The organism is Faecalibacillus sp. (assembly GCF_047023275.1).
In the GTDB taxonomy this organism is placed as follows: Bacteria; Bacillota_I; Bacilli_A; order Erysipelotrichales; family Coprobacillaceae; genus Faecalibacillus.
In genome coordinates, this window is record NZ_JBKYAR010000032.1 from 1 (window position 1) to 19,583 (window position 19,583).

The following is a 19,583-nucleotide window of genomic DNA, read 5'->3' on the forward strand; positions in this document are numbered from 1 at the left end:
TACTCAATTTATCCGAACCATACTATGCACATGTGTCAGATGGTTAATTAAGTTTATTAAAATATATTTGTCAATTAAAAAATTTTTTAATTTCATACTTTAAAACTATTGATTATTTAATTCTTCTAAACATAAATTTTGATCATGCATCTTTTTGGCATTTTCTTTACCAACATATCTAAAAATATTACAACTTTCTTTTTGTGTGATTGCTACTTTATCACTTGGATATCTTAAAACATATCCATATTCATAACAATGTGCCACCAACCATTGATAAACATCTGTCGAAACAAATTCAACATCTTTCATACCACTAACCTTTAAAGAAACGGATGTTCCTAGTTGGAATTCACTATATCCTGCTTGAAGAGAATGTCCTTCTAAATTTAATATATCATAGCTCGTATAAGCATTTGTTACCAAAAATCTTTTCTTAATACTTTTATATAAATCATCATACATTTGTTTTAAAGCACTATAAGCATCTTCATTTAAATACATTGAATAAGATAATCTTGAAATATTTTCAATCATTGTCATATGTTTGGACTCATAACCACCAATAAAAGTTGTGTCATTAATCACTTGAGTCATCAAATCAATTTTATATAAACGTGAAGCATTGGCTTTTAATTCTGTATTCATTAAAGTATAAAGTCCTTGTGCATCATAAGTACTTACCATTTCTTTAAATAATTTATATGTATCATCTTCTTCATTTTCTAAAGTATCAACATAATTATTAGTAAGTACAATGTAACGATAATCATCATCACTATAAAGTGTTCTTAATAGTTGATAATAGCGTACATTATCAAAATCAAAATACGTACTTTTTTGATATGCATAAAATAAATCATTTTTGATAAGTGTTTTAAAATATGTATCTGTTTGACTACCAAACTCGACTGTGAGTCGGTCAACAACACTATTGACATCATTAATTAAATCTACTAAGGAACTGTATTTTTTTGCTTCTCTTAACTCATTATAATATTGATAATATTGTAAATGAAATTGATCATACGTAATATAATCAATAAATTCATTAACTGCAATTCCATGATCAATTAAATAATCTTGCTCTTCTTTATCTAAATATTTTTCTATTAAAGAACGATTATCATTATCTATACCATTAACACGGTAAAAACGATCATACTTCATATTTAATGATGTAAAAGCAAATAAAAAACATAAAGTTGCTAGAACATAAAGATGCCAGCTTTTTAATTTCATCTTCATCACCATCCTTATTATATAGAATTATAGAAAAAAGATAAAGGAATTCGCTAAAGCTGCAATTCCTTTAACCTCACTAATTCAAAAACTGCTTGTATTCGTGATTCAACCCCTAACTTTTGAATCACATTTGAAATATGGTTTCTTACTGTTTTTTCACTAATATTTAATTCTTTAGCAATCTCTTTAGTAGAGAAATTTTTAACCAATAAATGAAATATTTCTTTTTCTCTTGGTGTTAATATAATATTCATAGTCCACTTCCTTAATAATAGTATATGAAAATTATATTATTTGGTGTTTTGTAAAACAGTAAATAAATTTTTAGCAACTTCTTTGGGCAATACTTCTTCTAATTGTTCAATTGTGGCTTCTTTTAATTTTTTAACAGACCCAAAATGTTTTAATAACTCTTTTTTTCTCTTTGGTCCAATGCCTTCAACATTGTCTAAAATAGATTGAAATAAAGATTTAGAACGTACATTTTTATGGAAAGAAATTGCATAACGGTGTACTTCATCTTGCATACGTGTAAGTAAAAAGAAAAGCTCACTTTTTTTATCAATACTAATTTCATTAAAATCACTATCAATCAAAACAGCTGTTGAATGATGATCATCTTTAGCTAGTCCACATACTTTAATACCAATATTTAAACTATCAATGACTTCTTTTGCAACTTTAATTTGTCCTTTACCTCCATCAACAATAATTAAATCTGGCTTTTTTAATCCTTCAACAAGCACACGATAATAACGACGATAAATAACTTCTTTCATACTGCCATAATCATCAGGACCTTCAACCGTTTTGATTTTAAATTTACGATAATCTTTTTTAGAAGGAACTCCATCAACAAAACAAACCATCCCTGCAACTGCATAAGCTCCTTGAATATTAGAGTTATCAAACAATTCAATTCTTCTAGGAGTAATCATATTTAATTTTTCACCCAATTGTTTAATAGCACCTACAGTTGCCTTTTGATTCTTTTCAATCAATAAAAATTTCTTTTCTAAAGCTTCTTTCGCATTATTTGTAGCCATTTCTACAAGTTTTGCTTTTTGTCCTTTTTGAGGCTTAATAATTTTACATTCAACAATTTCCTCTAATAAAGTTGTATCAATATCCTCTGGCAATAGAATTTCTTTAGGATACGTATTCTCTTGATAAAACCCTACAATAAATTGCGTAATTTGTTCATGAACATCTTGTAAAGGTACTAGATTTAAATCTCTTGCAAGTAATTTTCCATTTCTCATAAAGAAAAGTTGTAAAGAAAGATACCCTTTATCTTGATAATAACCAAAAATATCTCGATCAATTTGATCTGCAAATTGAACATGTTGTTTACTTGTAACATGATTAATATGCTGGATCAAATCACGGTATTCTTTCGCAAGTTCAAAATTTAAACTTTCTGAAGCTTGCATCATTTTATTTTGTAAATCATCTATGATTTCTTTGGTATCTCCTTGAATAAATTGTGTAATTTGTTTAGTTATTTTTTTATATTCTTCTTCATCCACTTCATTGACACATGGTCCTAAACATTGATTTAATTGATAGTAAAGACATGTTTTTTTAGGAACGTGATTACATTTTCTAAGAGGATACAGACGATTTAATAATTTAAATGTTTCTCTAGCTGCTGTACCATCTGGAAAGGGACCAAAGTGTTTATGTTTTTTATCCTTAGCGTTTCTAACAATTTTCAATCTTGGATGTCTTTCTTTTGTTAATTGGATATAAGGATAATATTTATTATCCATAAAACTAATATTATATTTAGGTGCGTAATCTTTAATTAAGTTAATTTCTAATAAAAGTGCTTCCTTTTCACTATCTGTCACAATATATTCAAAATCAACAATTTCTTGAACGAGCTTTGTTGTTTTATAATTATGACTTCCCATAAAATAAGAGGAAACCCTATTTTTTAATTTCTTTGCTTTTCCAACATAAATCACCGTGCCATCTTTATCTTTCATTAAATAACAGCCTGGTTGCATTGGTAAAAGTGATAACTTATCTTTAATATATTGAAGATCCATTATTCAAAATATACCACTGTTGCACCTAATCCACCTTCATTAGGTCCACCATCTTGATAAGACTTTACATATTTATTTCTATCCAATAACTTTCTAACACCTTTTCTTAAAACACCTGTTCCCATTCCATGGATTATTCGTACTGTTGAATAGTTTGATACGAGTGCCCCATCAATAAATTTATCTACTGCATTCATTGCTTCTTCATAACGCATACCAATAATATTAAGTTCATAACTTTGTTTATTAGCTCTTCTTAATGAACGGATATTAGATGTTTCTTTCTTTTCTGGTACTTTTTCATGCATGAATTGAACTTCTGTTTTTTTAGCATTCAACTTTAAACCACCCATTGAAATTGTCAACATTCCTTTTTTATTAATATCAACGACTTCACCTTGGCGATTAACGGATAACACTTTAACAATATCACCTATTTTATAATCATGGTTTTCATGATTTTCAACCTGTTTCTTTTGATGTTTTAAATCACCTAATTGTTTTTTTGCTTGAATAACTTGATGTGGCTTAATTTGCCCTTGTAATTCTTTTAAAATTGCATCTGCTTTATTTTGTGCTTCTTCAAGAATCTTATTCGCATCACTTTGAGCATCTTCAATCATTTTTTCTTTTTTAGATTGATAATTATCTATCAATTGTTGATAATGTTTTTCTTTATCAGCTGTTTCTTTTTGTAATTTTTCAAGTGCTTCTTTTTCTTGTAAAACAGCTGATAATTCTGATTGTAATTTTTCTAATAATTTTTGTGATGTTGTCATACTTTCATCTTTGATGATGAAAGCATGTTGAATAATATCTTGATTTAAACCTAAATGTTTTGAGATTTCAATAGCATAAGAATTTCCTACACTACCATCTAATAAACGATAAGTAGGTTGCATTTTTTCTTGATCAAATTCAACCGAAGCAATCTTAATATAATCCGATTCTTTCGCAAACTCTTTTAATGCACTATAGTGAGTAGAAGCTAAAATATAAGCACCTTTTTTATGTAAATAAGTTAAAATAGCTTCTGCTAAACTTTCACCTTCTTTAGGATCAGTTCCTGAACAAATTTCATCAATTATAACTAAACTATCTTTTGTTGCATGTTGCGTAATAAAAACCAATCTTTTCATATGCGATGAAAAAGTAGAAAGTGATTGTTCAATAGATTGTTCATCACCCACATCAACAAAAACATCATCAAATAATGGAAGTTTTGCTTGTGTGACTGGAATTGGAAGTCCACAAATAGCCATTAAAGAAAGTAATCCCGCTGTTTTTAAAGCAACTGTTTTACCCCCTGTATTACTTCCACTAATGAGTAAAATATCTTGTGGTTTCTTTAATACAATATCATTAGCGACAACTTCTTTTTGATCAATCAAAGGATGTCTTGCTTTAAGCAGTTCAATTTCCTGACAATTTTCATCAACGACTGGTATCACCATATCTAACTTTTTACCATATTCACTAATAGCAAAAATAGTATCCATTTCTATCATGATTTCTAAATCTTCATTTAAAACACGATCATAACTTCTTACCTTTTTTGTAAGCTCTAATAAAATACGATGAATTTCTAGTTGTTCATCCTGTCTAATTTGTGAAAGTTGATTGTTGTAAGCAACTATTTCTTCTGGTTCTACATAAGTTGTTCTTCCAGAAGAAGAATGTCCATGATGAATTCCCTTGATTTGATTTTTATAAGAAACATTGACTGGTAAAACAAAATGATCATTTCTTGTTGAAATGACATCATGAGATAAATAATCTTTATTTTGTGCTTTTAATGATTCAATTTTTTTTCTCATGTTGGCTTCAATCGCTGAAATTTGTCTTCTTAAACGATAGAGTTCATAACTAGCATGATCATAAATATTTCCACTTGGATCAACACATTTTAAAATTTCATTATATAAATCTTTAGGTAAATATAGTAATGAAAGTGTTTCTAGTAGATGTGTTTGATCAATTTCTTGATCTAAATAGGCTTGTACTTCTTGTACATTTTTTAATATTTGTACAATTTTTAATAAATCCTGTGGATAACAAACACCACCTTTTTGAGCTTTTTGAAGTATTTCTTTAATGTCTTCATAAGGTGCTAAAGGAATACGACCATAAGCATAGATTATTTTCATAGCACTTGAAATATCATCTTGGTAGAGTTTTAAATCATCAATATCTTGAAATGGCTGAATTTGACCTATCTTATTCTTTGCCATTTCACTAAAACAATATTGTTTAATATGATCTTGAATAAAAGAAAATTCTAATGTTTGATAACTCTTTTTCATTTCTAATGTCCTTTCGTTAAAAGATTGATATCAATATCATAATTTTGACATAAAGAAGATATTCTTTGATAATCTTCTTGATTTAACGTCTGTAAATCTATTTCACTATAATAGTTATAAATAAAATCTTTGATTGTTTCATCATCTAACCACTTATTTTGACTAGCTTCTTCAATAAAATTTGTTACCATAGATACTTGCTTTTCATCAGACATAGATACATCTAAATGTACTAATTGATTTATATTTTCAAAATCAGCAATAGAAGAAAAATAATGTGGCATTGTATCTACAATAAAAGAACCTAAATATGTTTGTTCAATTGTTTCTTTTCCTTGATTTATAAAAGGAATAAAAATCATTGAAATAACAAAATAAACAATGAAAATTCCTTCAATAATTGATAAAACGACTCCTAATAAATGATCAAATAATTTTGTTATTTTTAACAAAGAAACAATTTTCTTTAAAACTGGTTTTAATAAAATACCTATTCCCTTTAAAAGAAAATAAATAACAATAAATAAAATAACAGCAACTAACAATTGATTCATCTTTATACCAATAGGTTCTAATAAACCTTCTAATTGATAAAGTGTAATCAATTTAGATAAAGGAAAAGAAAAATTAATTGTTAGAAAATACGCCATAAAGAGACTTAAAAAGTCATAAAGTCGAATAATGAATCCTTTTAAATAACCAATCAATGTATATATAATAAGGAATAAACCTATAATTATATCGATTATGTAGGGATTATTTAATAAAGCCATAAATACCTCCTTGCAATTATTGTATCAAAACAAAAATATAGTGTCAAAATTTGAAAAATATGCTATAATTAGTATATATGGTAGGAGGAAAGAAATGACATGAATGTAGCAAATAATAACAAACCAATGAATATTATAGATATGCATGTTGAAAACTACGCCCCTTTAAGTGATGGTGGTCCATCAAACCAAGAAAAAAAATACTACCCTTATTCTCATATCGGGTGTGATGAAACAGGATCAGGTGATTTTTTTGGACCATTATGTGTTGTTGCATGCTATATCGATGAACGTGATTATGATTGGTTGACGTGCCTAAATGTTCGTGATCCTAAACTCATGACACCTCAAGAAGTTATTGAAATTGCTAGAGAGATCAAAGATCGACTTGTTTATAGTTTGTTGATTCTTGATAATTCTCACTACAATCAAATGGCAGCTGCTGGTAATAATCTAGCAAATATCAAAGCAAAACTTTATAATCAAGCCGTTACAAATGTAATGCAAAAAGTTGCAATGAAAGTTGATAAAAAAGTCGTAAATCAATTTGTTTCACCTAAAACGTATTATAATTATTTAAAAAGTGAAGTAATCGTTGTTAAAGATTTGTCTTTTGAACAAAAAGGAGAAGAACAATATTTTGCAATTATGTGTTCGTCTATTCTTTCAAAATATGCCTTTTACCAATATTTTAATAACATGTCTAGAAGCTTAAAAATTAAATTACCTCGTGGTAATACAAGCTCAGTCGTTGACCATGTTGCTGTAAGTATTGCTAAAAAGTATGGTAAAAAAATGTTACTTAAAGTAACGAAAACTAATATGACTAATTATAAGCGTATTAAAGATGTAATTTAAGGTCTTCCGAAGAAGACCTTTTTATTTTACAAACTATTTAATTCAAATGCAGGAATTTTTGTATATTTTACACCTGCTGCATCCAACATGCGTTTAGCTGCACGATCACTATCTGTTCCATTATATTTATCATCTTCGTAAATGATTTCTTTAATACCACTTTGAATGATTGCTTTAACACATTCATGACATGGAAATAAAGAAACATAAATGGTACATCCTTGTAAATGAGAAATGCTATTTAAGATGGCATTTAATTCTGCATGAACAACATATGGATATTTTGTATCATACAAATCCCCTTCTCTTGCTGCCCATGGAAACTGATCATCTTCGCATCCCCATGGAAGTCCATTATATCCTACTCCTACGATCTTATTTTCTGGAGAAACAATACACGCTCCTACTTGTGTATTAGGATCTTTTGAACGATAAGCTGAAAGTTTTGCAACTCCCATAAAATATTGTTGCCAACTAATAATCTTTTTAGACATTTTATTCTCCTTTCAATTCATCAAGTTTTGCTTGAAAATAATCAGGTAAAGGACATTCAAACTCTAAATATTCACCTGTTGTAGGATGAATAAATCCCAATTTTTTAGCATGTAAGAATTGTCCATGACTTTGATCATCTTTTTTCTTTCCATACTTAGGATCTCCATAAACTGGATAACCAATATAAGACATATGCACCCTAATTTGATGTGTTCTTCCTGTTTCAAGTCGACATTCAATTAAAGACATATTTTCATATCTTTCTAATACTGTAAAATTAGTAATTGCTTCTTTACTATTATTTTTTGTGACTGCCATTTTTTGACGATCATTGACATCTCTACCAATTGGCGCATTGACTTTACCATGAACATGTGGAATAACGCCATGGACTAAAGCCACATAACGACGTGTAACACTATGTTCTTTTAACTGTTCACTCAATGATTTATGAGCTTTATCATTTTTTGCTACCATTAATAAACCACTTGTTTCTTTATCTATACGATGAACAATACCAGGACGATTAACACCATTGATTCCTGATAAATCCTTACAATGATAAAGTAAAGCATTTACTAAAGTGCCACTATAAATACCTGCACTTGGATGAACAATCATCCCTGAAGGTTTATTGACAACGATGACATCTTGATCTTCATAAACGATATCTAAAGGAATATCTTCTGGTAAAACATCCATATCCTTATTATCAGGTATTGTGATTTCAATATCATCATTCATTTTAATTTTATAACTTGCTTTTTCAATTTTTCCATTTACAAGAACATGACCTTCTTTAATATATTCTTGAATAAGTGTTCTTGATAAATCAGGAATTGAATTCATAATAAACTTATCTAAACGTACATTTTCTTCATTAATCTCTAATTTTCTTTTTTCCATTAATATAATCCTCAAATATAATCTCTAAAATAATCAATCCTACTCCTATCACTACCGCCATATCAGCAATATTAAAAATAGGAAAATCATAACCAAAAATAATAAAATCAATAAAATCTCTCACATATCCAAAATATAAACGATCTGTTAAGTTTCCAACTAACCCTGCAAAAGTTAAAACAATTCCATAACGTGTTAACCTTTGTGCTTGAGTTGTCTTATTAAAAAAATAAAACATAAAGATAGCCGCAGCCAATGAAACAATAATAAATAAACTTATATGTCCTGATAACATTCCCCAAGCTGCCCCTTGATTGTGCGAATATGTATAATAAAAGAAATTATCGATAATCGCTTGTGATTGTCCTAGTTTCATTGAAGAAGACACTAATATTTTTGTAAATTGATCTCCTACAACAATCACTAAAAAAGTAACAATATATAATATCCAATTTTTCTTACTTACATTTTTCATTTTATCACCAAGGACATTATACAATAAAGCTTTTTAAAATCCTAGTATGACTTTTATAAGATATATAGTATTAAATACTATTTTATATAGTTTATATTGCAAAAAAAATGATAATCTATAAAATATATAATGAGGTGAAATTATGAATAAAGAAACACTAGAAAATATTATAGAAAAAGAAAGTCATAAAAGTACGATTACATCTAAAGATATTCCTGATTTAGATTTATATATGGATCAAATCATGACCTTATTTGATAATCATTTAGCCAATCATAAAAAAAAGGAAGACGATAAATTATTAACTAAAACAATGATCAATAATTATTCCAAAGCGAAAGTCATTACACCTGTTAAAGGAAAAAAATACACCAAGGAACAAATCATTCAAATGTTGATCATTTATGAATTAAAAAATAATCTTTCCATCCAAGAAATTAAAGACTTATTAACACCTATTTATGAAAGTGATGATGATTTATCAAAGCTTTATGATCATTTTATAGAAATTAAGCATTCTTTAAATCAACAACTCCAAAAAATGATTCAAAAGATAATTGATGACTATCAATTAACAATTGAAAATTATCAAGATTTATTTTTATTAGTATCAGTTTTATCTTCGTTAAGTCATTCACTTACAAATATAGGAGAAATGCTTATTGAAACCAAAGAGCTATAGTTTAAAACTATAGCCAACTTTTATTTTTTCTTCGTTTACTATCTATTTATTTTTCTATATAATGTATACAAAAAGTGAGGTATCTATATGAAAATTAATGAATTACTAAAGAAAAGACCAACATTGTCTTTTGAAATATTTCCACCAAAAAATAATGAAAATGATATTACATCTATTTATGCAACAATTGATGAACTTGCTAAGATGAATCCTGATTTTATTTCTGTCACTTATGGGGCTAATGGTTCTACATCTAAAAATACTTGTAAAATTGCTTCAACCATTAAAAATAAATACGGCATTGAATCTGTGGCTCATTTAACATGTATGAATAATACAAAAGAAGAAATTAAAGAAATTTTAGAAGAACTTAAAGAAAATGGAATTGAAAATGTTCTTTCTTTACGTGGGGACTATCCTAAAGATAGTGATGGTATCAATCACGGAGATTTTAAATATGCCAGTGAATTAAATGAATTTATTGAAGAAAACTTTCCTAATGATTTTTGTTTATCTGGAGGATGTTATCCAGAAACTCATTATGAAGCTAAAAATTTCGAAGAAGACCTTTTAAATCTAAAGAAAAAAGTAGATGCAGGAGCTAAATATCTTGTCACTCAAATTTTTTATGATAATCAATATTATTATCGTCTTGTAAGAGAAGCAAGAAAAATTGGTATTACTGTTCCTATTCTTGCAGGAATCATGCCAGCACATAATCCTAAACAATTAAAAAATATTGCAAAAATGTCTAATTGTTCTGTTCCATTTGATCTAGCTGCTATGATTGATCGTTTTGCTAGCCATCCTCAAGCAGGTAGAGAAGTTGGTCTACATTATGCAACTTATCAAATTATTGATTTAATGACTCATGGGGTTGATGGTATTCATATTTATACAATGAATAAACCTGAAATTGCTAAAGAAATCTTAAAAAGAACGGAATATATTCGTGATGAATTTTTTAAAGATTAAAGAAAATGCTTTAAAATATTTAGGTTATCATCACCAAATAATAGATGAAAAACTTGATTGCTTGATTGATGAATGTATAGAGGAGATTAATCAAATGAGTTCTTTTAAAGCAACTTATCGCAAATTTCCTCTTTCTTTTCATCCTTTAAGAATTGACGAATTAAATTTAAACTTAGATTATCCAGATTTAAATCAATTATTTAAAAACTGTCATGAGATTATTTTAATCAGTTGTACTTTAGGTATTCAAATTGATCGAAAAGCACATTACTATAGTCATATTGATATGACAAAGGCAACTGTTTTGGATGCTGTTGCAAGTAGTTATTTAGAAACAAAATGTGATGAATATGAAAATGAACAGTTTATTGGTAAAAGAACTTTTCGTTTTTGTCCAGGATATGGAAATGTGCCTATTGAACTCAATAAAGAACTAGCTAGAGTAATGGAATGTTATAAGAAGATTGGTTTGACTGTTCAAGAAAGCAATATTCTTTTGCCACAAAAATCAATGATTGGTCTCATTGGTTTAGGAGATAATCGAAGAGAAAAAACTTGTTTGAATTGTTTTCATATAAAAGATTGCAATTTTAGAAAGAGAGGACAAACATGTTACGCGAAAGATTAAATAAAGAACTTCTCATTTTTGATGGTGGATTTGGTTCACAACTTCAAGAATTAGGAATGAAGGCTGGAGAAATTCCAGAATACTATAATATTGAACATCCTGAAATAATTATTGATATTCATCAAAGATATTTAAAAGCTGGTGCTGATTTTATTACAACCAATACTTTTGGTGCGAATCCTTTAAAATTAGAACAACACCAATATAATTATCAAGAAGTGATTTTAGCAGCCGTAAAAAACGCAAAAGAAGCTAAAAAAATCAAACCTGATGCTTATATTGCTTTAGATATTGGACCAATTGGAAAACTTATGGAACCTATGGGAACTTTAACTTTTGATGAAGTTTATCAAAGTGTCAAACAAATGGTTGAACTTGTAAAAGATGAAGTTGATGTTGTCTTGTTTGAAACAATGACAGATATTTATGAATTGAAAGCTAGTATTTTAGCAGTTAAAGAATGTAGTGATCTTCCTATTTTTGCGACAATGACTTTTGAAACAAGTGGACGTAGTTTATCAGGATGTGATCCACTTACAATGGTGAATGTCTTAGAAGGATTAAAAGTGGATGCTTTAGGTATTAACTGTTCATTAGGACCTACTGAAATGGCTCCTATTATTGAAAACATTTTAGAAAGTACTTCTTTTCCTGTGATGATTCAACCTAATGCTGGTTTACCATTACTCGTTGATGGTAAAACAACTTATCCAATGAAAGCAGATGAATTTATTGAAGCAATTGTCCCTCTTGTAAAGAAAGGAATTGCGATTGTTGGTGGATGTTGTGGAACAACACCTGAATTTATTCAAAAATTGAAAGAAAATTGTCCAACAATGGTAACACCAAGACATATTTTATCTACTACTCGCGTTTCATCAGGAACAACAACTGTTGAATTTGGAAAACACGTTGTTGTTTGTGGAGAACGTTTAAATCCAACAGGAAAGAAAAAATTAAAAGCTGCTTTAAAAGAAGAACGTTATGATGAGCTTGTTGTAGAAGCTATCAAACAAGAACAAGCAGGTGCTCATGTTTTAGATGTCAATGTTGGTTTACCTGGTATTGATGAACCAAATGTAATGAAACATGTTATTAAATTACTTCAAGAAGTTATTCAACTTCCTTTACAAATTGATAGTTCTAATTTTCAAGCAATTGAAGAAGCTTGTCGTTATTATAATGGAAAACCACTTATTAACTCTGTTAATGGAAAAGATGAAACCATGGAAGCTATCTTCCCTGTTGTTAAAAAATATGGTGGTGTCGTTATTGGTTTGGCTTTAGATGAAAATGGAATTCCACCAAAGGCAAAACAAAGATTTGAAATTGCTAAAAAGATCATAAAAAAAGCTCAAGAATATGGAATTGATAAAAAAGATATCATTATTGATTGTCTTGTTTTAACAGCTTCAGCTCAACAAAAAGAAGTTATGGAAACAGTAAAAGCTGTTGCTATGGTTAAAGAACTCGGTGTTCATACAGTTTTAGGAGTAAGTAATGTTTCCTTTGGTTTACCAAATCGTCCATTACTTAATAAAACTTTTTTAGCGATGGCAATGTCTGCAGGACTTGATTTACCAATTATCAATCCATTAGATCAAGAATTGATGAATACAATCGATGCTTTCAATGTTCTTTATAATTATGATCAAGATGCAACAAATTACATTCAAAAACAAGCACAAAGTCAAGTTGTATTACCTAAACAAACAACTTCATTTTCTTTGAATGATGTTGTCTTACACGGTTTAAAAGATGAAGTTAAAAAAGCAACAGAAACAGCTTTAGAAAGTCAAGATGGTCTAACCATTGTCAACGAAATATTAATACCTGCTCTTGATCAAATTGGTAAGGATTATGAAACCGGTAAAATCTTCTTACCACAATTAATTCAATCGGCTGAAGCAAGTAAAATTGCTTTTGATGTCATTAAACAAACTTTCAAGACAACTGAATCTTCTAAAGGTCCTGTTTTAATTGCGACAGTCCATGGTGATATTCATGACATTGGTAAAAATATTGTGAAAGTTGTTTTAGAAAGTTATGGTTATCAAGTCATCGATTTAGGAAAAGATGTTCCATCTGAAGTTATTTTAGAAGCTTATCATAAACATCATCCAAAAGCTATTGGTCTTTCTGCATTAATGACAACAACTGTTGTTTCAATGGAAGAAACTATTACTTTACTCAAACAAGAAGAAAACATGTGTCCGATTTTTGTTGGTGGTGCTGTGTTAACCGAAGATATCGCCCAAGATATTCATGCTGATTACTATACAAAAGATGCCATGGCTGCTGTAAATTTATTAAATGAAATTGTACATTAAAAGGAAGTCTTAAAAACTTCCTTTTACTATATGATTTAAAATTTGTCCACAAACATAAGCATCATCATATGCACGATGGGCATTTTCGTTTTTTATATGTAAATAATGAGCAATTGTCCCTTGTTTATAATTATAAGGTCCATGGATATATTTTCTTGATAATTGCAATGTATCTACATAACAAATTTTTCCATCTAGTTCTAATCGATCAAAAGTTGTCTTTAAAAAAGACATATCAAATCTTGCATTATGAGCACAAACAATAATATTTCCTTCAAGTGCTTCTTTCATAAATTCTTGAAACAGGGCATAAGCTTCTATTTCCTTTGGTTGATTTTCTAACATTTCATTTGTGATATGTGTAAGATTAGAAATAAATTCTGATATTTCAACTTCCGCATTGACAAGCGTATTAAACTTTTGTATTGCTTTTCCATTTTCAAAAAAAACAGCTCCTAATTCAATAATTTTTTCCTTTTGAGGATCTAGACCTGTTGTTTCCACATCAAAAGCGATAAATCTTTTTTCAAGTTGTTTTTTAACTTCTTGATCATATTTTACCTTAATAAGTTCTAACATTTTATAATCTCTCTAAAAAATGAGCAAGTCTTTGATAACATTTATGGAATGAAGCCAAATTTAATTTTTCATCAGGCGTATGGATATCAAACATATCTGGCCCTAAAGTAATAATATCTAAATCTTGAAGCGTACCTTTAAAAATTCCTGTTTCTAATCCACCATGTGTTCCCTCTTCTTTTAAAGTAATACCTTCTGTTTCCTTTACAAAATCAACATATTTTTTTCTAAGCTTAGAATCTTCATCATAATTCCATCCAGGATAATTATTATCTAAAATATATTTTGCATTAAACATAGTTGCTAGTAAACTTAATTGGTTTGAGAGTTCATCTTTAGCTGATTCCATTGGTGAACGAATTGAAAAATAAATATTAAATTTTTCATTCATTTCAACAACCCCCATATTTAATGAAACATTTGTAAGATCCATTTTTAAAGATTTATGCATAAAACCATTAGGCATTAAATACATCATTGAAACTATTTCTTGGCTTTCTTTAACTGAAATCACTTCATTTAAAGAATCTGTTTTTTCTAAACGAACAAAAACGTGATCATCACTTTCTTTTAACTCTTCTTTTAAATCATTTTCTACTTTTAAAACAACTTCTTTAATTTTTTCAAAATCATCATTTGAAGCAAAAACACTGACACATTCACGAGGAATAGCATTATCCTTTAAACCACCTTTAAAACTTCCTAATGAAAATTCAATATCATTTAAAGAAAGATGATAATAAACACGTGCCATCATTTTGTTAGCATTTCCTCTTTCTAAATGAATAACACCACCTGAATGTCCACCTTGTAAACCACCTACATAAAGTTGATAACAAGGTAATGTATTTTTTTGATAAGAAAGTTCTTTTTCAACAACTGCTCTTCTTCCCCCAGAACAGCTTACAGTAATAATATCTTCTTCTCCACTATCTAAACCAATCATTTTTTTAGCTTTTAAAGTACTTTTATCAAGTCCCATAGCACCATTAAGTCCAACTTCCTCTTGTACTGTAAAAACACATTCTAATGCTGGATGTTTTAAACTTTCATCATCTAAAATAGCAAGCATATAACATACCCCTACGCCATCATCAGCTCCTAGTGTTGTTTTATTGGCATGTAAAAATCCATCTTCTTCAATAAGTTCAATTGGATCTTTTGAAAAATCATGATCACTATCATTATTTTTTTCACAAACCATATCCATATGTCCTTCTAACATCACAGTTTCATGATCTTCATATCCTTTAGTTGCTTCTTTAAACAATACGATATTATGCATTTTGTCCCTTACATATTTTATATTTCTTTCTCTTGCAAAGTTTTCTACATAATCACAAATTGCTTTTTCATTATAAGATCCTCTTGGAATCTTTGAAATTTCTCTAAAATAATATTCTACTTTTTCCATATAATTTCCCCTATACTAATGTTCTATTCATCCACTTATTGGATTTATATCTAATCATAAAACAAATCGATCTAAAAATCCAGTCAACAATCATGGCCCACCATACACCGATGACTCCCATATGTAAATATAAGGCAAATACATAGCTCAACGCAAAACGGAAAGTCCACATTGAAAATGTCGAAACAACCATTGTAAAAGTTGCATCATTAGCAGCACGTAAAGTATTTGGGAAAGAAAATGCCATTGGCCAAACAAAGAAATCAAAGACACAGTGAAGTGAAACCATTGATACCGCTAAATTGGCTGTTGCTTGTGGTAAAGCATAAAATCTTAAAATATATCTTACGCCTACAAGTAAAATACCTGCCGAAACAATAGTAGAAATATAAGCAATGATCATTAATTTCTTTGTATAATATTTAGCTTGTTGATAATCATTAGCTCCTATACATTGACCAACAACTGTTAAAATAGCAAGTCCTAAAGCCATTCCTGGAACAACCGCAATTGATGTTAAACTAAAGGCAACAGCATGGGCTGCAATCGCTGCTGTTCCAAAGGTTGATGCAAGTCTTTGTACAAGAATTTTCCCCATTTGGAACATTCCATTTTCTAAACCATTAGGAATACCAATTTTTAGAATTCTTTTTACTGTTGAAAAATCAAACTTATATTTTAAATAAGTATCAATATGTACAATATGTTCTTTATTTAATAACATATATAAAATAATAAATGAACAGAACATTCTTGAAAGTAAAGTAGCTATCGCTGCCCCTTTTACTGACATATTTAAAATAAAAATAAATAAATAATTTAAAACAATATTTCCAATATTCATATAAAATGAATTTGTCATGGCCACTTTACTATTTCCCATAGATCTAAATAAAGCAGCACCTCCATTAAATAGTCCTATAAAAGGATAAGATAAGGCTGAAAAGAAAAAATAAGTTCTTGCATAAGCCATCACATCACTTTCAATATGACCAAAAATCAAATTCAATAACGCACCATTAAAAATCATACATAAAATCATAATAACAAGCGATAACCCTAAAATGGTAAATAAAAGTTGTTTGGCACTATGACAGGCCATCTTTTCATCTTTTTTACCAATATATTGCGAACAAACAACAGCTCCTCCTGTCGCAAGTGCTGAAAAGATATTGATAATCAACACATTCAAGCCATCGACAATACTAACTCCCGAAACTGCACTTTGACCACATTGAGAAACCATCATTGTATCAAAAATCCCAATTGTCAGTGCTAATACCTGTTCTATAATTAAAGGTATTATTAATTTTTTTAAATCTCTATTACTAAATAACAAAATAATCACTTCCTCGCATCTATTATATACCTCTAAAATGTTCTTGTTTTTCACTTTCAAAAAATGAAAAAGATCTAATGCATGTTGCGATCTCGCCAACAATCATTAGATCTTGAACTTCCATCATTATAAATAATATAAGGAACTTCCCTTCTTCTTTCATATCCTTCTTCATTTTTTAATAAATCTTGTATAATTGAAAGACGTTTATGACCATCTTTACAATAATATTTTCCATCAATAATATTGACTTTAATAGGAAAAGATAAGCCTATTCTTTTTATAGAGTCATACATTGATTGAGGATAAGGACAATATTCAAAATTTATTTCTTGAAAGTTTATTTTTCTAATTCTCATTTAATGTTAAATTCCTTTTCAAAGAAATCAGCAATACCATCTTCATCCACTGTTAAAGTCACTGTAGAAGCATGTTTTTTAACTTCATCATCAGCATTTCCCATAGCTATAGAAGTTCCTACTAAATGAAACATTTCAATATCATTTTCACCATCACCAAAAGCATATGTATTTTCTTTTGGAATATTTAATTTTTGATATAAATATTCACACGCTGTCCCTTTTGTATAACCTTGAGGATGTACATCCATACGAATATGTCCTGTATCATAGGCATTAATTGACCATTCTTTTGGTAACATGTCTAAAGCTTCATGCAAGTCTTTAGCATTATGGAAAAGCGCAGTTACTGTATTGGCTTTAATATCCTGAAAACGCCAATTATCATTATAATCATCAGGTAGTTTATCTGTCCCATTATAAAGTCTTAAATGTTTTTTAATAAGTTCACCATCTACATCACTAAAATAACTTGTTGCTCTTTCACTGATAATATATTGTCCATTGGTAGCTTCATAAACACTATTTTGTAAGTTTAAATCTTTAACTGTAAAAACATTATTTAATAAAACTTCTTGATGGAATTCAATATAGCCCCCATCACAGCCAATAAAACCATCAAAAGGAATTTCATCTAAGCATTCTGGTTTAACCCCTCTTGCACTAGCTACAACAATATAATTTCCTTGTTTTTGAAATTCTTTTAAAGCATGAATTGTTTTATCTGTTGGTTTTAATAATTGATGAGGAACATTGATCATTGTTCCATCAACATCAAAAAACGCAATTTTAGTCATTTGTATGCTCCTTTATATATTTTTCTACTTCTTCTTGATCAGAAAAATGAATTTTTTCTGTTCCAATAATTTGATAATCTTCATGACCTTTTCCTAAAATCATTAAAATATCATTTTCTTTTAATAAACTCATTCCTTTAGCAATGGCAAGATGACGATCATTAATAACTTCATAATCACCACTAACACCTGCTAAAATATCATTAATGATTTTTTGAGGATCTTCTGTTCGTGGATTATCATCTGTAATAATGACATGATCACTATGTTTACAAGCAATTTCACCCATGATTGGTCGTTTTGTCGTATCACGATCTCCCCCACAACCAATAATCGTAATAATTCTTCCTTTTTTAAATTCTTGAGCACTTTCTAAAACATTCAAAGTGGCATCAGGCGTATGAGCGTAATCAACAAAAATACCATTTGTGCTATAAACGATTAACTCCATTCTTCCTTTAGGTGCTTTGAGTTTTGTATTTAAGGCTAAAATATCATCAATTTCATATCCTAATTCATGAATTAAAAGCATCGCTGTAAGATAATTATAAACATTATACCTTCCTACCATTTGAATATGTGTTTGATATTTGTTTTCTTGATATTTAAAAGTAAACGTTGTTCCTAAATGAGAAAATTCAATATTTTGAATCAAAACATCACCCTTTTGATCAGAAATCAAGATATTTTGATTACCTTCTAATTCAAAATGTGAGGCATGTGGATCATCTCCATTAATGACAGCAATTTTCTTTCCTCTTGTCTTTTTAAATAAAAGTTGTTTTGCATTCGCATAATTTTCTAACGTTTTATGAAAATCCAAATGATCTTGTGTTAAGTTTGTAAAAGCAACTTCATCAAACTCTAAGCCATAAATACGATCTTTAGCAAGTGCATGTGAAGAAACTTCCATGACAAGTACTTTACATCCAGCATCTTTTGCTTTAATAAAATAATCATAAAGCACATCTACATCAGGTGTCGTATTCACCATTTTAATAAAATTTCCACAATAGTAAAAACCAATTGTACCCATATAAGCACAAGGAATATCAAGCATGGTCATCATTTGATACATCATATAGCCAATTGTTGTTTTACCATTTGTTCCCGTAACCCCAATTAATTTCATATCTTTGAAATAAGGATAATAATATTTGTACAAATAATCTTTTAAATACGCTCTCGTATCTTTGACAACAACGGTTTCAACATCATAACTTCCTTCTTCAACAATGACTTTCGTTGCTCCATTTTTGATTGCTTGTGGAATGTAATCATGACCATCACGGTTAACATTTCTAATCGCAATAAAAGTATCTCCTGGTTTTACTTTACGTGAATCTGTTTTTAAATCTATTTCCATAATAA

The 19,583-nt window shown here is 28.8% G+C and carries 19 protein-coding genes; 5 read left to right on the forward strand and 14 right to left on the reverse strand.

Features of this window, described 5'->3' with window-relative positions; genetic code table 11:
- Window positions 1–105 precede the first annotated feature (105 nt).
- Genes ACLVEP_RS10400 through ACLVEP_RS10420 form a run of 5 tightly spaced genes read right to left on the reverse strand, consistent with a single transcriptional unit; the run spans window position 106 to window position 6,375 of the window.
- The gene (locus tag ACLVEP_RS10400; protein ID WP_412584686.1) at window positions 106–1,242 is read right to left on the reverse strand and encodes a D-alanyl-D-alanine carboxypeptidase family protein; all 1,137 of its coding nucleotides are present in this window, start codon (window positions 1,240–1,242) and stop codon (window positions 106–108) included.
- Window positions 1,243–1,295: 53 nt separating this feature from the next.
- Window positions 1,296–1,499, reverse strand: a complete 204-nt coding sequence (locus tag ACLVEP_RS10405) for a helix-turn-helix domain-containing protein (protein WP_318000134.1) — start codon at window positions 1,497–1,499, stop codon at window positions 1,296–1,298.
- 36 nt (window positions 1,500–1,535) lie between these two features.
- Window positions 1,536–3,299 carry an excinuclease ABC subunit UvrC gene (gene uvrC, locus ACLVEP_RS10410; protein ID WP_412584688.1) on the reverse strand — a complete coding sequence of 588 codons (1,764 nt, stop codon included), beginning with the start codon at window positions 3,297–3,299 and terminating at the stop codon, window positions 1,536–1,538.
- Window positions 3,299–5,602 (reverse strand): endonuclease MutS2, encoded by a 2,304-nt coding sequence (locus ACLVEP_RS10415; protein WP_412584690.1) that lies wholly within the window; start codon window positions 5,600–5,602, stop codon window positions 3,299–3,301. The genes uvrC and ACLVEP_RS10415 overlap by 1 nt, the downstream gene beginning before the upstream one ends.
- A gap of 2 nt (window positions 5,603–5,604) precedes the next feature.
- Entirely contained in the window at window positions 5,605–6,375 is a 771-nt protein-coding gene (locus ACLVEP_RS10420; protein ID WP_412584692.1) for a CvpA family protein, read from the reverse strand.
- 99 nt (window positions 6,376–6,474) lie between these two features.
- On the opposite strand from ACLVEP_RS10420, the gene rnhC reads away from it, so the two are divergent.
- Window positions 6,475–7,233 carry a ribonuclease HIII gene (rnhC, locus tag ACLVEP_RS10425; RefSeq protein ID WP_412584694.1) on the forward strand — a complete coding sequence of 253 codons (759 nt, stop codon included), beginning with the start codon at window positions 6,475–6,477 and terminating at the stop codon, window positions 7,231–7,233.
- A gap of 26 nt (window positions 7,234–7,259) precedes the next feature.
- On the opposite strand, the gene ACLVEP_RS10430 is transcribed toward rnhC, so the two are convergent.
- From ACLVEP_RS10430 to lspA, 3 genes are read right to left on the reverse strand one after another with little or no spacing between them, the layout of a single operon-like run.
- Window positions 7,260–7,727 carry a deoxycytidylate deaminase gene (locus ACLVEP_RS10430; RefSeq protein WP_022002752.1) on the reverse strand — a complete coding sequence of 156 codons (468 nt, stop codon included), beginning with the start codon at window positions 7,725–7,727 and terminating at the stop codon, window positions 7,260–7,262.
- A 1-nt stretch (window position 7,728) separates the two neighbouring features.
- Window positions 7,729–8,634 carry an RluA family pseudouridine synthase gene (locus ACLVEP_RS10435; protein ID WP_412584696.1) on the reverse strand — a complete coding sequence of 302 codons (906 nt, stop codon included), beginning with the start codon at window positions 8,632–8,634 and terminating at the stop codon, window positions 7,729–7,731.
- On the reverse strand, window positions 8,609–9,109 hold the full coding sequence (gene lspA / locus ACLVEP_RS10440) for a signal peptidase II (protein WP_412584698.1): 501 nt from the start codon (window positions 9,107–9,109) through the stop codon (window positions 8,609–8,611). Before lspA ends, ACLVEP_RS10435 begins: the two co-directional genes overlap by 26 nt.
- Before the next feature lie 142 nt (window positions 9,110–9,251).
- On the opposite strand from lspA, the gene ACLVEP_RS10445 reads away from it, so the two are divergent.
- The 4 genes from ACLVEP_RS10445 (at window position 9,252) to ACLVEP_RS10460 (ending at window position 13,724) form a co-directional block, all read left to right on the forward strand.
- The gene (locus ACLVEP_RS10445; RefSeq protein ID WP_412584700.1) at window positions 9,252–9,791 is read left to right on the forward strand and encodes a DUF1836 domain-containing protein; all 540 of its coding nucleotides are present in this window, start codon (window positions 9,252–9,254) and stop codon (window positions 9,789–9,791) included.
- 87 nt (window positions 9,792–9,878) lie between these two features.
- Window positions 9,879–10,766, forward strand: a complete 888-nt coding sequence (gene metF / locus ACLVEP_RS10450; RefSeq protein WP_412584702.1) for a methylenetetrahydrofolate reductase [NAD(P)H] — start codon at window positions 9,879–9,881, stop codon at window positions 10,764–10,766.
- Window positions 10,747–11,394: a vitamin B12 dependent methionine synthase gene (locus ACLVEP_RS10455; protein ID WP_412584703.1), complete on the forward strand. Its 648-nt coding sequence runs from the start codon at window positions 10,747–10,749 to the stop codon at window positions 11,392–11,394. Before metF ends, ACLVEP_RS10455 begins: the two co-directional genes overlap by 20 nt.
- Complete coding sequence (locus tag ACLVEP_RS10460; protein ID WP_412584704.1) at window positions 11,376–13,724, forward strand: homocysteine S-methyltransferase family protein; 2,349 nt, start codon at window positions 11,376–11,378, stop codon at window positions 13,722–13,724. Before ACLVEP_RS10455 ends, ACLVEP_RS10460 begins: the two co-directional genes overlap by 19 nt.
- Before the next feature lie 9 nt (window positions 13,725–13,733).
- Here the strand turns inward: ACLVEP_RS10460 and ACLVEP_RS10465 are convergent, their stop codons facing one another.
- From ACLVEP_RS10465 to ACLVEP_RS10490, 6 genes are all read right to left on the reverse strand, one after another.
- Complete coding sequence (locus ACLVEP_RS10465) at window positions 13,734–14,303, reverse strand: PolC-type DNA polymerase III (protein ID WP_412584706.1); 570 nt, start codon at window positions 14,301–14,303, stop codon at window positions 13,734–13,736.
- 1 nt (window position 14,304) lies between these two features.
- The gene (gene pepD, locus ACLVEP_RS10470; RefSeq protein ID WP_412584708.1) at window positions 14,305–15,717 is read right to left on the reverse strand and encodes a beta-Ala-His dipeptidase; all 1,413 of its coding nucleotides are present in this window, start codon (window positions 15,715–15,717) and stop codon (window positions 14,305–14,307) included.
- Between the two features lie 10 nt (window positions 15,718–15,727).
- Complete coding sequence (locus ACLVEP_RS10475; RefSeq protein ID WP_412584710.1) at window positions 15,728–17,056, reverse strand: MATE family efflux transporter; 1,329 nt, start codon at window positions 17,054–17,056, stop codon at window positions 15,728–15,730.
- A 74-nt stretch (window positions 17,057–17,130) separates the two neighbouring features.
- Window positions 17,131–17,415 (reverse strand): hypothetical protein, encoded by a 285-nt coding sequence (locus tag ACLVEP_RS10480; RefSeq protein ID WP_412584712.1) that lies wholly within the window; start codon window positions 17,413–17,415, stop codon window positions 17,131–17,133.
- Complete coding sequence (locus tag ACLVEP_RS10485) at window positions 17,412–18,212, reverse strand: Cof-type HAD-IIB family hydrolase (protein WP_412584714.1); 801 nt, start codon at window positions 18,210–18,212, stop codon at window positions 17,412–17,414. The genes ACLVEP_RS10480 and ACLVEP_RS10485 overlap by 4 nt, the downstream gene beginning before the upstream one ends.
- A complete protein-coding gene (locus ACLVEP_RS10490) occupies window positions 18,205–19,578 on the reverse strand; it encodes a UDP-N-acetylmuramoyl-L-alanyl-D-glutamate--2,6-diaminopimelate ligase (protein WP_412584716.1) in 1,374 nt (457 codons plus the stop codon). Before ACLVEP_RS10490 ends, ACLVEP_RS10485 begins: the two co-directional genes overlap by 8 nt.
- Window positions 19,579–19,583 lie beyond the last annotated feature (5 nt).

What these genes read in the sequence shown, in the direction of transcription:
- ACLVEP_RS10415 (WP_412584690.1), bottom strand. Translation starts at nt 5,602, where the DNA reads ATGAAAAAGAGTTATCAAACATTAGAATTTTCTTTTATTCAAGATCAT.
- ACLVEP_RS10465 (WP_412584706.1), bottom strand. Translation starts at nt 14,303, where the DNA reads ATGTTAGAACTTATTAAGGTAAAATATGATCAAGAAGTTAAAAAACAA.
- lspA (WP_412584698.1), bottom strand. Translation starts at nt 9,109, where the DNA reads ATGAAAAATGTAAGTAAGAAAAATTGGATATTATATATTGTTACTTTT.
- ACLVEP_RS10460 (WP_412584704.1), top strand. Translation starts at nt 11,376, where the DNA reads ATGTTACGCGAAAGATTAAATAAAGAACTTCTCATTTTTGATGGTGGA.
- ACLVEP_RS10405 (WP_318000134.1), bottom strand. Translation starts at nt 1,499, where the DNA reads ATGAATATTATATTAACACCAAGAGAAAAAGAAATATTTCATTTATTG.
- ACLVEP_RS10435 (WP_412584696.1), bottom strand. Translation starts at nt 8,634, where the DNA reads ATGGAAAAAAGAAAATTAGAGATTAATGAAGAAAATGTACGTTTAGAT.
- pepD (WP_412584708.1), bottom strand. Translation starts at nt 15,717, where the DNA reads ATGGAAAAAGTAGAATATTATTTTAGAGAAATTTCAAAGATTCCAAGA.
- ACLVEP_RS10490 (WP_412584716.1), bottom strand. Translation starts at nt 19,578, where the DNA reads ATGGAAATAGATTTAAAAACAGATTCACGTAAAGTAAAACCAGGAGAT.
- ACLVEP_RS10455 (WP_412584703.1), top strand. Translation starts at nt 10,747, where the DNA reads ATGAATTTTTTAAAGATTAAAGAAAATGCTTTAAAATATTTAGGTTAT.
- ACLVEP_RS10480 (WP_412584712.1), bottom strand. Translation starts at nt 17,415, where the DNA reads ATGAGAATTAGAAAAATAAACTTTCAAGAAATAAATTTTGAATATTGT.
- ACLVEP_RS10430 (WP_022002752.1), bottom strand. Translation starts at nt 7,727, where the DNA reads ATGTCTAAAAAGATTATTAGTTGGCAACAATATTTTATGGGAGTTGCA.
- metF (WP_412584702.1), top strand. Translation starts at nt 9,879, where the DNA reads ATGAAAATTAATGAATTACTAAAGAAAAGACCAACATTGTCTTTTGAA.
- ACLVEP_RS10420 (WP_412584692.1), bottom strand. Translation starts at nt 6,375, where the DNA reads ATGGCTTTATTAAATAATCCCTACATAATCGATATAATTATAGGTTTA.
- rnhC (WP_412584694.1), top strand. Translation starts at nt 6,475, where the DNA reads ATGAATGTAGCAAATAATAACAAACCAATGAATATTATAGATATGCAT.
- uvrC (WP_412584688.1), bottom strand. Translation starts at nt 3,299, where the DNA reads ATGGATCTTCAATATATTAAAGATAAGTTATCACTTTTACCAATGCAA.
- ACLVEP_RS10485 (WP_412584714.1), bottom strand. Translation starts at nt 18,212, where the DNA reads ATGACTAAAATTGCGTTTTTTGATGTTGATGGAACAATGATCAATGTT.
- ACLVEP_RS10445 (WP_412584700.1), top strand. Translation starts at nt 9,252, where the DNA reads ATGAATAAAGAAACACTAGAAAATATTATAGAAAAAGAAAGTCATAAA.
- ACLVEP_RS10400 (WP_412584686.1), bottom strand. Translation starts at nt 1,242, where the DNA reads ATGAAATTAAAAAGCTGGCATCTTTATGTTCTAGCAACTTTATGTTTT.